This is a genomic window from Veillonella sp. DNF00869 (assembly GCF_001553345.1).
GTDB lineage: Bacteria > Bacillota > Negativicutes > Veillonellales > Veillonellaceae > F0422.
Genome location: NZ_KQ960771.1, coordinates 358,919 through 373,780, shown reverse-complemented (window position 1 = coordinate 373,780; position 14,862 = coordinate 358,919). Strand labels below are relative to the sequence as shown.

At 38.9% G+C, this 14,862-nt stretch carries 13 protein-coding genes; 12 read left to right on the top strand and 1 reads right to left on the bottom strand.

Going from position 1 to position 14,862, the window contains the following annotated elements:
- Positions 1–183: 183 nt before the first annotated feature.
- Positions 184–2,364, bottom strand: a complete 2,181-nt coding sequence (locus tag HMPREF3032_RS06035) for a nitrilase-related carbon-nitrogen hydrolase (RefSeq protein ID WP_062403045.1) — start codon at positions 2,362–2,364, stop codon at positions 184–186.
- A gap of 203 nt (positions 2,365–2,567) precedes the next feature.
- Between HMPREF3032_RS06035 and mtnP the strand changes: the two genes are divergently transcribed.
- The 12 genes from mtnP to HMPREF3032_RS05975 all read left to right on the top strand — a co-directional run bounded on the left by mtnP (position 2,568) and on the right by HMPREF3032_RS05975 (position 14,862).
- Positions 2,568–3,362: an S-methyl-5'-thioadenosine phosphorylase gene (gene mtnP, locus HMPREF3032_RS06030; protein WP_062403042.1), complete on the top strand. Its 795-nt coding sequence runs from the start codon at positions 2,568–2,570 to the stop codon at positions 3,360–3,362.
- A 32-nt stretch (positions 3,363–3,394) separates the two neighbouring features.
- Entirely contained in the window at positions 3,395–4,639 is a 1,245-nt protein-coding gene (locus HMPREF3032_RS06025) for an adenosylhomocysteinase (RefSeq protein ID WP_062403038.1), read from the top strand.
- Between the two features lie 422 nt (positions 4,640–5,061).
- Complete coding sequence (locus tag HMPREF3032_RS06020; RefSeq protein ID WP_062403035.1) at positions 5,062–6,210, top strand: ABC transporter substrate-binding protein; 1,149 nt, start codon at positions 5,062–5,064, stop codon at positions 6,208–6,210.
- A gap of 10 nt (positions 6,211–6,220) precedes the next feature.
- Positions 6,221–7,102 carry a branched-chain amino acid ABC transporter permease gene (locus HMPREF3032_RS06015; protein WP_009353024.1) on the top strand — a complete coding sequence of 294 codons (882 nt, stop codon included), beginning with the start codon at positions 6,221–6,223 and terminating at the stop codon, positions 7,100–7,102.
- Complete coding sequence (locus HMPREF3032_RS06010; protein WP_062403032.1) at positions 7,099–8,112, top strand: branched-chain amino acid ABC transporter permease; 1,014 nt, start codon at positions 7,099–7,101, stop codon at positions 8,110–8,112. Before HMPREF3032_RS06015 ends, HMPREF3032_RS06010 begins: the two co-directional genes overlap by 4 nt.
- A 9-nt stretch (positions 8,113–8,121) precedes the next feature.
- A complete protein-coding gene (locus tag HMPREF3032_RS06005; RefSeq protein WP_009353016.1) occupies positions 8,122–8,880 on the top strand; it encodes an ABC transporter ATP-binding protein in 759 nt (252 codons plus the stop codon).
- Position 8,881: 1 nt separating this feature from the next.
- Positions 8,882–9,592, top strand: coding sequence for an ABC transporter ATP-binding protein (locus tag HMPREF3032_RS06000; protein WP_009353026.1), 711 nt, complete (start codon positions 8,882–8,884; stop codon positions 9,590–9,592).
- Positions 9,593–9,870: 278 nt separating this feature from the next.
- A complete protein-coding gene (locus HMPREF3032_RS05995) occupies positions 9,871–11,115 on the top strand; it encodes an aminotransferase class I/II-fold pyridoxal phosphate-dependent enzyme (RefSeq protein ID WP_062403029.1) in 1,245 nt (414 codons plus the stop codon).
- A 410-nt stretch (positions 11,116–11,525) separates the two neighbouring features.
- Positions 11,526–11,963 carry a division/cell wall cluster transcriptional repressor MraZ gene (mraZ, locus tag HMPREF3032_RS05990; protein WP_009353022.1) on the top strand — a complete coding sequence of 146 codons (438 nt, stop codon included), beginning with the start codon at positions 11,526–11,528 and terminating at the stop codon, positions 11,961–11,963.
- A 10-nt stretch (positions 11,964–11,973) separates the two neighbouring features.
- Positions 11,974–12,906 (top strand): 16S rRNA (cytosine(1402)-N(4))-methyltransferase RsmH, encoded by a 933-nt coding sequence (rsmH, locus tag HMPREF3032_RS05985; protein ID WP_062403028.1) that lies wholly within the window; start codon positions 11,974–11,976, stop codon positions 12,904–12,906.
- A gap of 15 nt (positions 12,907–12,921) precedes the next feature.
- Positions 12,922–13,329, top strand: coding sequence for a cell division protein FtsL (locus HMPREF3032_RS05980; protein ID WP_009354187.1), 408 nt, complete (start codon positions 12,922–12,924; stop codon positions 13,327–13,329).
- Positions 13,330–13,377: 48 nt separating this feature from the next.
- On the top strand, positions 13,378–14,862 hold the full coding sequence (locus HMPREF3032_RS05975) for a UDP-N-acetylmuramoyl-L-alanyl-D-glutamate--2,6-diaminopimelate ligase (protein ID WP_062403025.1): 1,485 nt from the start codon (positions 13,378–13,380) through the stop codon (positions 14,860–14,862).

The window sequence follows — 14,862 nt, the reverse complement described above, 5'->3', positions numbered from 1 at the left end:
AATTATCATTACAATATAATTTTTGGTATGGGTTATATCGTTTTTGAAAGTACTGTATGAGTAAATGGTCAAACATTAAATAACGCTATATACAGGATGTAAGATATCTAATAAGGTATATTACAAAGTTGTATATAGCGTTACTGTAGTATAGATTTATATTTTTAAAATTAAGAAATATACTCACTTTTTAGTGTGGTGATATAGAACTCTCTCTTTAATGATATGGTAAGTACGTGAGAAATACGGTTTTAATTGACTTTCACTTAGGTCACTACCAAAGGCACGTTCACTGACAAGGAACAGTGGCGGAGATTGGATGCGTTTTGCCACAGCTAATCCGTTGAAAGATTTCCACCAGCGTTCCAGGTCGTTGATAAACTGATCTGTAGATGTGAAATAGTGAGAAACAGGGTGTGGCAATCCTAATAGGTGCTCCAATGTGCCTTTTTCATAGGCACACAAGATATCCTCAGGCGTCAAACGCTGATGAGGCAGTGTATGAGGTGTACCCTCTATGAAGGCACGGAATAAGCAGTCGTGATATTCATACTGTAAGGGATCACCTAGTCCTTGCGTTACATCCTGTGCATCGGAAAGCTCTGCACTAGGGACCACATCGATGGATCCTTGAGGAATGACCTCCCGTTTAAAAATGTATTCATTCATATAACGAGCCAGTGCATACACATCCGTTTTCCACACATCCCCTGTTACGGCAAGGAAGCCAGCTAAATCACCGTACATCGTAGCATAACCGACAGTGAACTCCGTTTTATTGCCATTGCATGTGAAAGCCCCATTCACAGCGGATGCTATACCGGCTAAAATACGAGACGAACGATCACGGGCTTGGATGTTTTCTTTGGCAAGGGTGGATAGCTGTAAGAATGTGCTAGTATCTAAGTCGGTATCAACATGAGTTTGCTCAGTATGGTTTGTAGTAGTTTGCTGCGATTCACATATAGTATCTGTAGTAGAATTGGAGATAGTAGAATCATCTGCTGGTGTATACTTATGTACATGACTAGAGGTCTTTAGAGGAAATTTTGTGAAAGTCTGACCTTCTAGTTGTGCGATAGTAGCGTTCACACCTTCCTCAATAGGGAATACACCATAATGGCAACCGATGTTCTGTGCTAATTGGTAGGCCAAATCTTTCGTCATGTCAGAGTTGTAACGACTTGGCATATTGACTAAGTATAAATTCTCTGGCGGTAATACTGTGCTGTACAAAGCAGCATTAAGGGCAGAGTCGATACCACCAGATGCACCAATGACAATTTTTTTAATCCCAGTTTGTGATAAAAATTGACGAATACCGTATTGAAGGGCTTTGAATAGGGTAGGAATTGCATCCTGTATATGATTTAAATCCTGTGTATGATATGTATCATTTTTATCACATCTATTATGTTCTAGGGACAGTTGAAGTGCTGTACTATCTTCAGAAGTATCCCGTTGTTCAGAGTTAACATTTGAAAGTGGTTGCCACAAGGTATCTTTTAATAATGTAGGGCGTACTGTATTTTCAAAAGCTGGTACTTCTTCCACAACAGAACCGTTCACGTCATATAGTGTGGAGCAACCGTCATAGATGCAGATATTTTTGCCGTTATTTTGAATCCCCACGTGGTTTGTATAGGCAATAGGAGTATTGTATTGTTTGGCTTGTGCACTAAATAGGGCGTGGCGCTGTTCTTGCTTATGAATTGTGTAAGGCGAAGAGGAAGAATTCACAATCAGATCAATGTGCTGACCTTTCGCTTTTGCAGATTCCACCATTAGATTGGTCGGACAATCTGGATAGTGCGTATCCCAGCTATCTTCACAGATAATAGGAGCAATAGTAAAAGCTCCGTGACGAGTGGAAATTGTGAGAGGCTGATTGATATCCGACAATGATAAATTGCGCTCTTCCGCCACTACATTGGCGCTAGTGAAATACCGAGGCTCATTGAAGTACCGATAACAAGGCAACAATGTTTTAATAGTAAAGGGATATGGCTGGGATGGATTCGATACTAATTTACCTTTGGATGCTACATATAAAGCATTATATTTGCGAAGACTGCCGTCTAGATTACGGAGACTTTCATCTATACCTACATTACCAAAGATGATCGTAAGATTGGTGTTAGTGGTGGCTTTCACAATTTCGTCACCATAGTGGAGACAATCGTTTATAAAAGGCACTTGGTCCCACAAGTCGCCTACCATGTACCCGCTGAGACACAATTCTGGAAAGATAAGGATGTCCGTGCTCACAGCCTTGGCATAGTTGATAGCTTGCATCATAGATTGAAAGTTTGTAGCAGGATCACCAGGGTGTACCTGAATTTGTCCAAAAGCAATACGAATCATGGAGAACTCCTTTATTGTATAGATTAACGTGTTGATAGTTGTTGTGTATATTATAGCATTTTATGGATGATTTGTAGTGGGGAAGAAAATGGTGAAAAATTTATAACTGCTAATAATGATAGTCTATTTCCACAAAACTGTCCTTTCCATGCTATAATAAATTCATAACAGATATTTTTCTATCTTTCACAAGGAGGAACGATATGTCATCCATTGCTATTATTGGTGGTACCGGTGTGTACGACCCAAATATGTTTGAAACTATGACGGAATCTTCGCTTATGACGCCCTATGGTGAGATTCACTATGTATGCGGTACGTATGAAGGTAAGACGGTGTATTTCTTAGCTCGTCATGGTCGAGATCATTCGATTCCACCGCACAAGATTAATTATCGTGCCAATATTTGGGGCCTTAAGAAATTAGGTGTTAAATTCATCGTATCTACTACAGCAGTAGGTTCTTTGGATGAGAACTTTGGACCGGGTCATTTTGTGTTGACGGACCAATTCCTAGACTTCACTAAAAACCGTGTGAATACCTTCTATGAAGGAGGCGATCGTCCGGTGGCGCATGTGGATGTGACAGAACCATATAGCCCTGAGTTGCGAGGTATTGTAGAAAGCGCAGCTAAATCCTTAGGCTTAACGGTTCACAATGGTGGAACTTACGTATGTACAGAGGGTCCTCGCTTTGAATCTCCTGCTGAAATCCGCATGTATGCTATGTTAGGGGGTCAAACAGTGGGTATGACAAATGTACCGGAAGTGACCTTAGCGAATGAAGCGGAAATGGCATATATGACAATTTCCATGGTCACAAACTACGCCGCAGGTATTTCTGAATCTGCTTTGACCCATGGCGAAGTGGTAGACATGATGCAACAAATGGCAGAACAATTGCAATCCCTTGTTAAAGAAGTTATCAAAGGCATCGATGTGAATGCAGACTATCCAGCCCATCATCGTATGTCTGAATATGGTGGCTTTCAATTATAATCTATGGTGAAGAATCTAAAAGGAGAACGCCAATGCAATCTTTAATTCGAGATATTTCCTTAGCCGCTGAAGGTCGTAAAAAAATCGACTGGGTAGCTAATTTCATGCCTACTTTGAACACATTAGGTGACCGTTTTGAAAAAGAGCAAACTTTCAAAGGTCAAACCATCGTTGTGTCCGTTCATTTAGAGGCGAAAACTGCGTACTTATCTACTGTTTTAAAACGTGGTGGCGCCGATGTGATTGTCACAGGTTCCAACCCATTGTCTACCCAAGATGATGTGGCAGCAGGACTGGTAGATATGGGTTTAACTGTATATGCTTGGTACAATTGTACAGATGAAGAATATACGATGTTCTTGAACAAAGCACTGGATCATAAACCTCATATCATCATCGATGACGGTGGAGATTTAGTAAGCTTGTTACATACAACACGAACTGATGCAAAAGAACGTTTGTTGGGCGGTAGTGAAGAAACCACAACAGGTGTACACCGTTTGAAAGCCTTGGCTGAAGCGGAACAGTTGACATTCCCAATGATCGCTGTGAACGATTCTAACTGTAAATACTTATTCGACAATCGCTATGGTACAGGACAATCTGTGTGGGACGGCATCATGCGTACCACGAACTTAACAGTAACAGGCAAAAACGTGGTGGTTGCTGGTTACGGTTGGTGCGGTAAAGGCGTGGCACTTCGTGCCAAAGGTCTAGGTGCTCACGTGTATGTAACGGAAGTAGATCCAATTAAAGCAATCGAGGCTGTATTTGATGGTTTCAAAGTATTACCAATGGTGGAAGCTGCTAAAATTGGCGATATTTTCTGTACGGTTACAGGTTGTAAAGACGTTATTACAGAAGAGCACTATGCTGTGATGAAAGACCGAGCTGTCCTTTGTAATGCAGGCCATTTCGATTGTGAAGTAAATGTAAAAGATTTAGAAGCGATGGCTGTATCTCATGAACGAGTGCGTCAAAATATCGAAGCCTACCATATGCAAGATGGTCGTCAATTGTATGTACTAGCAGAAGGTCGTCTTGTGAATTTAGCAGCAGGGGATGGACACCCGGCAGAAATTATGGACTTGTCCTTTGCTATGCAGGCATTAGCGGCGGAGTACATCTTACATCATGGGGCAGACATGGCAGATGATGTACATGTATTACCATATGAAGTAGACGCAGAAATTGCGAAATTGAAATTACAATCCATGGGCTATGACTTAGATACATTGTCACAGGAACAATACGATTATTTGTATACTGTGAATTAATAGTGGTGAAAATTTATTGATACTAAGTAAATAAAAGTTCAACTGTGTTAAACTGGCGATGAAAATGCTAACTTTCGTCGCCAGTTTTAATATGCCTAAGTAGTAGATTGGATCATATTTCTAAAAGAATATAATTGCTATCAGAACCTATCTATTCCTATATTTGCTATTCAAAAAAGATATTTGTCTACTGTGTAAATACAAAAATAAGGAAAATATATGCTATGGGTTTACTAAATAAACTCATAACTAAATTCTTATATTTATATTTGACAAACTACTCACGTTACATTCATAATAGGAAAGCATAGATTTTCTATAGAGTTATCACTTGTTCTTTAAGCAGATAAAGTAAAAAAGGGAAAGATGACTTTCACTGTTAGAAAATCCAAAAGAAGAGTTAAAAAAAGGAAGGGTGTAACATGAAAAAATCCATGTTCAAACGTGCACTAGCATTGGGTGCTACAGCTATTTTAGCCGCAGCGATCGCTGGTTGCGGTGGCAATAGTTCATCAACAAACAATGCAAATGAAGCAAAAGTAGCTTTACTGACAACTACGTCTGGCGCGGCAGCTGCCTATGGCGAATCTATTAAGAATGGTGCAGAGTTAGCGGTAGCACAAATTAACGCAGATGCTAACAACGTAAAAATTAATTTGTTAGTGGAAGATACAAAAGGTGACAAAAACGAAGCCATCAATGCGATGAACAAAGTGATTGCTAAAGATAAAGTCGTAGCTGTCATCGGACCTATGTTATCTGGTGAAATGATGGCGGCAGGACCGATTGCTAACAAAAATAAAGTCGTAGCATTGGGTACTTCTACAACTGCAGAAGGCATCACTGATATCGGAGATTACATTTTCCGTAATGCTGTACCAGAATCTTTGGCAGTAGACGCAGCGATTCTTCAATCTCATAAAGTATTAGGTTTCAAAACAGCAGCGATTATGTATTCCAACAACAATGACCAAATGGTTTCTGTAAACAATACAGCGAAAAAAGCATTGGAATCTGAAGGGGTTCAAATTGTAGCGACAGAAACATTTGCTGATAAAGATACAGATTTCTCTGCACAGTTGACTAAAATTCAACAAGCAAAGCCTGATATTATCATCGTTGCTTCTTTATACCAAGAAGGGGCATTGATTATGAAGAAAATGCGTGAACTTGGCATGAACCAACCAGTAGTAGGTTCCAACGGTTTCAACAGTCCAGCGTTCATTAAAAATGCTGGCGCTGCTGCTGATGGTGCTATCGTTGGTACACCTTGGTTCCCTAACAAAGATGACCAAAAAGTTCGCGACTTCCGCAAAGCTTATGTAGAAAAATATGGTCATGAACCAGATCAATTTGCAGCACAAGCATATGATGCTGTGTTCTTGTACGAAGCAGCTTTAAAAGCAGCTGGCTCTACAACAGATCGCGAAAAATTCCGTAATGCCTTAAAAGGTATTACAGACTTCGTAGGGGTAACTGGTAAATTCCAATTTAACGAAAAACGTGACCCATCTATGGAAGTTCAAGTTTTACAAATTAAAAACGGTCAGTTCGACGCATTACAAAAATAGGAGTTAAACGATGTTTTTACAGCAATTAGTGAATGGCCTTACTTTAGGCAGTCTCTATGCAGTATTAGCGATCGGATTGACACTTGTGTTTGGTGTGTTGAACATCATCAACATGGCTCACGGAGGCATCTTTATGATAGGTGCCTTCGTGGGTTTATTTATGGTGACAGTCTTTGAAGCTAATATATTCGTAGCCATCCTTGTGGCTATGCTGGTAGGGGCAATTCTTGGATATTTGTTAGAGTTTGTGGCACTTCGTCCACTTCGTAAGAAAAATGTATCCCATTTGGCGCCATTGATTTCCACAATTGGCGTATCTATTTTTATTGAAAGTATAGCCTTGCTTGTATGGGGCCCACAAACACGTTCTTTCCCACCAGATTTTATTGGTGGACTTATCGATTTTGGTATGTTCAAAATCTCTATGGTTCAAATCATTGGTCTTGGCGTATCTATTGTGTTAATGTTGATTTTAAATGTACTCATTAAAAAAACTAAAATCGGTAAAGCCATTCGTGCTGTATCCTTGAGTACGGAAACTGCATCTCTATTGGGTATTAACCCTACTTTGGTTATTTCTGTAACAGTGATGCTCGCTTCTGCGTTAGGTTCTGCAGCTGGTGTATTAGTTGGCTTATCTTTCGATGCCGTAGAGCCTATGATGGGTGTTGTCATCGGATTTAAAGGATTAGCTGTATTAATCTTGGGTGGTCTTGGAAATATTACCGGTGCCATGGTAGGTGGATTCATCTTAGGTGTATCTGAAGTATTCTCTGTTGCTTATGGAGCATCTTCTTACCGTGATGCTGTAGCCTTTGGGTTAATCATTCTCTTATTGTTCTGGAGACCACAAGGTTTATTCGGATCCAAAGATAAGGGGGGACGACCATGAGTGAAATTTTAAATCCATATTATCTACAAATTGTAATGTTCTTCATTATCAATGCCATTATGGGTATTTCCATTTTCTTCACCCTTTCTACAGGGCAGTTGACATTGGGTGCGGCTGGTTTCATGAGCGTAGGTGCCTACGTGGGCGCTTTGCTTACTCTGAAAGCTGAGCTACCGATTCCGATTGCCATCTTCATTGGTGGTATCGTAGCGGCCTTAGTAGCTATTGTGATTGGTTTACCTACGACACGTTTGAAAGGCTTATACTTGGCGATTGCAACGTTAGGCTTTGGTGAAGTAGTGCGTGTTATCTTCTTGAACTTAGAAGTGACACATGGTGCACTAGGACTTTCGGGGATTCCAGCTATTGCGCAAGAATTGACAAATTATGTGTATGAATTTGATATGGACGGTTTGTTAGATATCGATGCATTAACATGGGGTAACTTGTTGACCATCATCATTTTGCTAGTTATTTTAGCATTGATTATTCTGTTCTGCTTACGCATCCACAATAGTCGTGTAGGTCGTGCATTCCAAGCGATTAAAGCAGATGACCATGCAGCAGAATTAATGGGAATCAATGTAGTGTATTACAAAATGTTAGCCTTTGTCATCGGTGCTTTTATTGCCGGTGTTGGCGGTGGTTTGTATGCGCATATTACAAACTTTATTAACCCTACAGATTTTAGCTATCACAAAGTAGTACAAATTTTATTGTTCCCAGTCTTTGGTGGTTCCAATGTAGTATGGGGATCTGTACTAGGCTCTTTTATTTTGACATTGCTACCAGAAGTATTACGTTTCTTAGCAGACTATCGTGATATTATTTATGGTGCTTTGTTGGTGATCTTGATGGCTGTTCGCCCAGATGGTATTTTGACAGAAGAATTAATGGACAAAATCTATCGTAAATTAGGTGTAAACAAGAAACCATACATTCCAGAATCACAAGTATTAACAGAACGCTTTGAAGCTTATAAAACACAGAGCAAGTCTGGTCAAGAATAGGAGGTAACCATGCTATTACAATTAGATGATGTAAGTAAAAGCTTTGGCGGTGTGGCTGCCTTGACAGGGGTTACCTTCCAAGTGAATCAAGGGGAAGTCTTTGGTGTTATTGGACCTAATGGTGCTGGTAAAACTACGTTATTCAACTTAATTACTGGAGTATTCCCTGTAAGTACTGGTAATATTGTCTTTGATGGTATGAATGTAGTTGGCATAAAACCACATCGTACAGTGGAAATGGGGATTGCTAGGACGTTCCAAAATATTCGTCTCTTTGGTAATATGACGGCGTTGGAGACTGTATTGACAGGCATGCATTGTCGCACAGGTTCTGGAGTGTTGTCTAGTTTCTTCCATACAAAACGCCAACGCATTGAAGAAGAGCGTTGCCGTGGTATTGCCTATGAGTTTTTAAAATTGGTTGGGTTAGAGGAAGATGCTGAAGAAGTGGCTACATCCTTACCATATGGTAAGCAACGTCGTTTGGAAATTGCTCGTGCCTTGGCAACGCATCCACAATTGATTTTATTGGATGAGCCTGCGGCAGGTATGAACGATAGTGAGACAGAGGTGTTGCGCCAATTGATCGGAAAAATCCGTGATTTAGGTATTACCGTGGTAGTCATCGAGCATGATATGGCGTTGATGATGAATATTTGTGACCGCTTAGCAGTGTTGAACTTCGGCAAAAAGATTGCAGAAGGAACTCCACAAGAAATTCAAAACAATCCAGATGTAATCGAAGCGTACTTAGGAAAGGAGGAATAACATGTTAAAAATTGAAAATGTAGTAGCTGGTTATGGTCATATAACAGCCTTAAAGTCTATTAACTTAGAAGTTCCTCAAGGTTCTATTGTATCTTTGATTGGTGCCAATGGTGCCGGTAAATCGACAACCATGCGTTCTATCATGGGTTTAGTAAAACCTACAGAAGGTCGCATTACCTTTGAAGGTAAAGATATTACATCTATGAAAACTCATGATATTGTGAAATCTGGTATTTCCCTCGTTCCAGAAGGTCGCCAAATATTACAAGATATGAGTGTTTACGAAAATCTAGAAATGGGAGCCTATATTCGTAAGGATGCTGAAATCAACGATGATATTAAAAAAGTGTTCAAACGATTCCCTATTCTTGACGAACGTAGTTACCAATTAGGTGGTACTTTATCTGGTGGACAACAGCAGATGCTTGCCATTGGTCGTGCTTTAATGGCTCGTCCGAAACTGTTGTTACTAGATGAACCATCCATGGGTTTGGCGCCTTTGGTAGTGAATGAAATCTTTGAAGTTATCAAAGAGATTAGCGCCGAAGGAACGACAGTATTGTTAGTAGAGCAAAATGTACGTCAAGCTTTGAAAATCGCTGACTATGCATATGTATTAGAAACAGGTAAAATCGTTCTTTCAGGACCAGCCGAAGAAATTCGTCACGACCCTAGAGTGATGGAAGCATACTTAGGCGGTAAAGTAGAATAGAATACTCTAAAATAATTAGCAGATATACAATCCATTATGGTTGTGTATCTGCTTTTTAGTGTAAGTATTTTGAATTTGTGGTTGTTGCCGATAGAAATGGAGTATATGTATACTATCATAAGAGTGTGCAGAATCTATTCTTTACAATATAAAGAAAATTGAATGGTGATAAAAACTATTGTGTATACATGAGCTACATGTCTTGTAGGAGAATGATTTTTCTTGTAAACTAGTATTATAAATATAAAATATATAACTAATATAGGAAGGTGTTTACTATGAGTATGGCAGCAAAACAAGCGCGTGGGAAAAAAGCAAATGATGTTATCTTTGCGACAAATTCACAAGCTCAAGAGGCAGCGAAACAATATGGCAAAGAAAATGTATTAATTGGAACTGTCGGATCTATCCTAGATGAAAATGGCGATATTGTTTTCTTGAAGGTGGTAGAAGATGAGTTTCGTAATTTGCCACGTAATGAATATGTTGCATATGCACCGATTGAAGGGTTAAAAGAGTTTGTGGAAGCATGTAAACAAGAATGTTTTGGACAATCTCGGCCAGATGCCTATATTGAAGGGATAGCCACAGCGGGTGGTACAGGTGGTATTCATCACTTGGTTCACAATTATACAGAACTAGGTGATAAGGTAATTACCGCTGATTGGTACTGGGGGGCATACAAGCAAATATGCCAAGATAATGGACGAGAATTAGTTACATACCCATTATTTGATGAGAACTATAAGTTCAATTTTGAAGCTTTGCAATCTTTAGTGCTAGATATTGCTGAGAAACAAGAAAATGTGGTAGTTATTTTTAACACACCTGGCAATAATCCAACAGGGTTTTCCTTGTGCGACAGCGATTGGGATAATGTATTAGACTTAGTGAAAGGTATAGTGAATACAGGTAAAAATAAAGTTATTATTGGTGTAGATGCTGCGTATATTGATTTCTCCGGACCTAAAGAAGATGTACGTCGATTCTTTAAAAAGTTTGAGCATTTGTCAAAAGATATTTTAACAGTTGTATGCTATAGTATTTCAAAAGGATTCACCATGTATGGTCAACGTGTTGGTTGTATGTTAGGTATTACTTCTGATAAAGAAGTGGCACAGGAGTTTTTTGATGTTAACCAAATGACATCTCGTGGTACTTGGTCTAACATTAATAGACCTGCTATGCGTACGGTTGCTAATATCGTGCTTGATCCTGAAAAATTAAAACGTTATGAAGAGGAACGTAATTGCTACTCTCGTCTCGTAGAAGAACGGGCAGGTATCTTGGAATGTGAAGGAAAAGCGATTGGCTTACCAATGTTGCCATACATGGGTGGTTTCTTTGCAACAATTCCAAGCGATAATCCAAAGGCCTTGGCAGATGAATTGAAAAAAGAAAATATATTTTTAATTCCTGTAGCTGGTGGTGTTCGCATTGCTGTATGTTCCATTCCTAAAAGACAAATTACTGGATTGGCACAACGAATTTATGATGCTATGAAACGAGTGGGGCAATTATAAACTAAGAGAAAAAATAGAGACAATAGAATAGTTACTATAGAAGTGATAAAAAGATAGTTGAATCAATGATTCGGCTATCTTTTTTGTTTTAAAATTAGTAAGTATAAGGATTAGGGATGCACTGTTTAATTGGATATCATTTTATATAAATATCGGCAAAATATGTAAAATTACTCCCACTTTTTACCACCTTTTTTAAATAATAAAATGTTCGATATTAAAGTGAAATATACGAACATATTAATAAATATTAGCAATAATGTTCGGTAGTAATGAGTATGAGAAAATAATATGTATAAATATCTATTAAATTAGTATTTGTTTGTTGTTAAAAGTGGGGAATTGTGGTAAAATTTACCATATAGTGGTAATAAGGGCGAGAAGGTGTAGGAAAAGGAGGTGTCCTTGCTATGTTTAAAGGTGAATTTTCACATACAATTGATAGTAAAGGACGTATGATAGTTCCTGCCAAAATGCGTGAACAACTAGGTGATACCTGTGTTGTTACTAGATATTTTGATAACACCTTAGCCATTTACACACAAGAAAAGTTTGATGAAATTGCAAAAAAATTAAGTTCTCAAAGCTCTAATAAAGCCAACCAACGTGGATTAGTGCGTTTTTTTGTAGGTGGGGCTGCTGACCTTGAGTTTGATAAACAAGGTCGTGTACTAATACCTAGCAATCTTCGTGCTCATGGGGAGTTAAAAAAAGATGTAGTTGTAGTTGGTAATGGCGAACGCATCGAGATTTGGAGTAAAACTCGTTGGGAAGCTTATAACAACGAAATTTATGGTAATATTGAGGCGATGGCAGAAGAACTTGATTTGGATGATATTGGATTTTAAGTGAGGCATTATGGACTTTCATCATGTGAGTGTATTACTCAGTGAAACGCTAGACGGATTGGCAATTAAACCAGATGGAACCTATGTGGATTGTACATTAGGTGGTGGGGGACATTCCCATGCCATTGGAGAACGGTTATCCTCAAAAGGTATGATTGTTGGTTTAGATCAAGACGTAGCGGCATTAGAGGCAGCCTCTCAGAGATTATCTGATTTGTCTTGTCAGGTGAAAGTGATTCAAACAAACTTTTCTAACTTAAAACAAGCTTTACAAGAGTCAGGCATTTATAAAGTAGATGGATTTGTATTTGATTTAGGGGTTTCTAGCCATCAATTAGATACAGCGGATCGAGGGTTTTCTTATATGCAAGATGGACCTTTGGATATGCGTATGAATCAAAGTGGATCCTTAACGGCAGAAAGAATAGTGAATACCTATTCGAGTGATGACTTGTATCGCATTATCTGGGACTATGGGGAAGAGCGTTGGGCGAAACGAATTGTTCAATTTATTGTGGAAGCTAGAGAAGAATCGCCTATAGTGACTACATTTCAGCTGGTGGATATCATCAAACGTGCCATACCTGTAAAGGCTAGACAAGATGGTCCGCATCCAGCAAAACGAACCTTTCAAGCACTTCGTATCGAAGTGAATCAGGAACTTCAAATTTTGCATGATGCTTTTGTAGATGCTACATCCATGCTAAAGCCTGATGGAAGAATAGCTGTGATTACATTCCACTCCCTAGAGGATAGAATCACCAAACAAACTTTTAAAGAATTATCTCAAGGTTGCACATGTCCACCTAATTTACCAGTCTGTGTATGTCATCATGTGCCAACAGTGAAAGCTAAGAATAAGGCTGTAGAGCCAAGCAAAGAAGAAGTAGGAGTAAATCCACGGTCCCGTAGTGCCAAGTTAAGGGTAGCCGTAAAATTATAGTTAGGAGGAATATTTATGTTAGTGCGAAAGGCCGCGTATTGGGAACAATCAGCGCCCTATGTTGAACCAGTCAGAAGAAAGAAATCCAATGCCCCTGACTTTATTATGGATCTTACGCCAGATATGCGACACTGTTTGGCTACAGTTCTTATGGGAATTGTATTCGGTATGATTTGTTTGCTATTAACTGGTGTCACAGAAAATACAAGAAAAGAAACTGTCAATCTACAAGATCAAATAGTTTTAGAAAATCGCACTAATTATGAGTATAATCTAGTATTAGCAGAGTTAAAATCTCCTACACGCATTCAAAAGATTGCACAACAAAAACTTGGCATGGTATTACCAGATAATTTCGTTTACACTAGCAAGAATACAGTGGAAGAACGTAATGTTACGATGAAAAAGGATATTAGAGAATAATGAAGGCAGTCCTTTTGGGCTGCTTTCACTTTGATTGGAGGAATGCAGATGAAGCGCGTGGAAGAAATAGTAAAAATTGTATCTCCTAAGAAGGTAGAAGGACCTGTAACATCTGTAGTAAGTCATATTACTGCGGATTCCAGAACAGTGCAAGAAGGAAGTTTATTTATATGTTTAGTAGGTGCTACTGTCGATGGTCATAGCTTTGTGAATAAGGCTATAGAGGATGGGGCTGTGGCGATTATTGCATCAAAACCAGTCATAGTACCAGATAATGTAACCGTTCTATACGTAGACGATACGCGTCAAGCTTTGCAAGATGCTGTTCCATTCTTCTATGATTATCCAGCTTCTAAAATGCGAATGATTGGTGTAACCGGAACGAATGGTAAAACTACAACTACACATATTATTGGACATATGCTACGATCCCAAGGTTATACAGTGGGGATTATTGGTACAGTTCATATTTTGATTGATGATCAATCCTATCCAATTCATAATACAACTCCAGATGTAGCGGATTTACAGCAAATTTTACAGCAAATGGTGGATGCTGGTGTGACACATTGTATTATGGAAGTATCTTCTCATGCGCTAGCATTAGGTCGTACGGCGGGGGTAGAGTACGATACAGCTGTATTTACTAATTTAACTCAAGATCATTTGGATTTTCATAAGACATTCGATAATTATTTAGCAGCAAAATCTAAGCTATTTAAACAAGTAAGTGCATCCTATCAGATGAAAGAAGGTAAAGGTGCTGTTATAAACGTAGATGATGATTATGGTCAAGCTATTGTAGATGTGACTACAGCACCTATGATTACGTATAGTACAGAAGGTAAAGGTACTATGAATGCCTCTGAGTTAGCTATTACTGCTAAATCTTCTAAGTTCAACTTGTCCTATGATGGAAAAAACTATTCAATTTCCACGAAAATTGCGGGTATGTTCAATGTGTATAATACCTTGGCTGCCGTAGGAGCGGCTTTATATGAAGGATTGACGATGGAGGAGATTGTAAGTGCTTTAACTACTTTTACAGCGGTGCCAGGACGTTTTGAGCTCATTGAAGAAGGACAAGATTTTGCAGTGGTTGTTGATTATGCACATACACCAGATGGACTAGAAAACATTTTACAAACAGCGAAGAAAATTGTTGATAACCGTATTTTAGTTGTTTTTGGTTGCGGTGGTGATCGAGATGCTACGAAACGTCCAATCATGGGGCGTATTGCAGCACAGTTTGGAGATCGAGTGTTTGTGACTTCCGATAACCCACGTACAGAAGATCCTATACAAATTGTAAAAGATGTAGAAGTAGGGGTGAAAGAAGGATTACATGATGCTGTGACTTATGAAGTGATTGTAGACCGCCGTGAAGCTATTCATAAAGCAATCGGAGAGGCGACTACTGGAGATGTAGTTATTATTGCTGGTAAAGGTCACGAAGATTATCAAATTTTAAAAGATGAAACGATTCATTTTGATGATCGTGAAGTGGCAAGAGAAGCCTTGAAGGAGAAATAA

Excerpts from the sequence above, each read along its gene's own strand:
- mtnP (WP_062403042.1), top strand. The coding sequence starts at position 2,568 with ATGTCATCCATTGCTATTATTGGTGGTACCGGTGTGTACGACCCAAAT.
- HMPREF3032_RS06020 (WP_062403035.1), top strand. The coding sequence starts at position 5,062 with ATGAAAAAATCCATGTTCAAACGTGCACTAGCATTGGGTGCTACAGCT.
- mraZ (WP_009353022.1), top strand. The coding sequence starts at position 11,526 with ATGTTTAAAGGTGAATTTTCACATACAATTGATAGTAAAGGACGTATG.
- HMPREF3032_RS06010 (WP_062403032.1), top strand. The coding sequence starts at position 7,099 with ATGAGTGAAATTTTAAATCCATATTATCTACAAATTGTAATGTTCTTC.
- HMPREF3032_RS06005 (WP_009353016.1), top strand. The coding sequence starts at position 8,122 with ATGCTATTACAATTAGATGATGTAAGTAAAAGCTTTGGCGGTGTGGCT.
- HMPREF3032_RS06035 (WP_062403045.1), bottom strand. The coding sequence starts at position 2,364 with ATGATTCGTATTGCTTTTGGACAAATTCAGGTACACCCTGGTGATCCT.
- rsmH (WP_062403028.1), top strand. The coding sequence starts at position 11,974 with ATGGACTTTCATCATGTGAGTGTATTACTCAGTGAAACGCTAGACGGA.
- HMPREF3032_RS05980 (WP_009354187.1), top strand. The coding sequence starts at position 12,922 with ATGTTAGTGCGAAAGGCCGCGTATTGGGAACAATCAGCGCCCTATGTT.
- HMPREF3032_RS05995 (WP_062403029.1), top strand. The coding sequence starts at position 9,871 with ATGAGTATGGCAGCAAAACAAGCGCGTGGGAAAAAAGCAAATGATGTT.
- HMPREF3032_RS05975 (WP_062403025.1), top strand. The coding sequence starts at position 13,378 with ATGAAGCGCGTGGAAGAAATAGTAAAAATTGTATCTCCTAAGAAGGTA.
- HMPREF3032_RS06025 (WP_062403038.1), top strand. The coding sequence starts at position 3,395 with ATGCAATCTTTAATTCGAGATATTTCCTTAGCCGCTGAAGGTCGTAAA.
- HMPREF3032_RS06015 (WP_009353024.1), top strand. The coding sequence starts at position 6,221 with ATGTTTTTACAGCAATTAGTGAATGGCCTTACTTTAGGCAGTCTCTAT.
- HMPREF3032_RS06000 (WP_009353026.1), top strand. The coding sequence starts at position 8,882 with ATGTTAAAAATTGAAAATGTAGTAGCTGGTTATGGTCATATAACAGCC.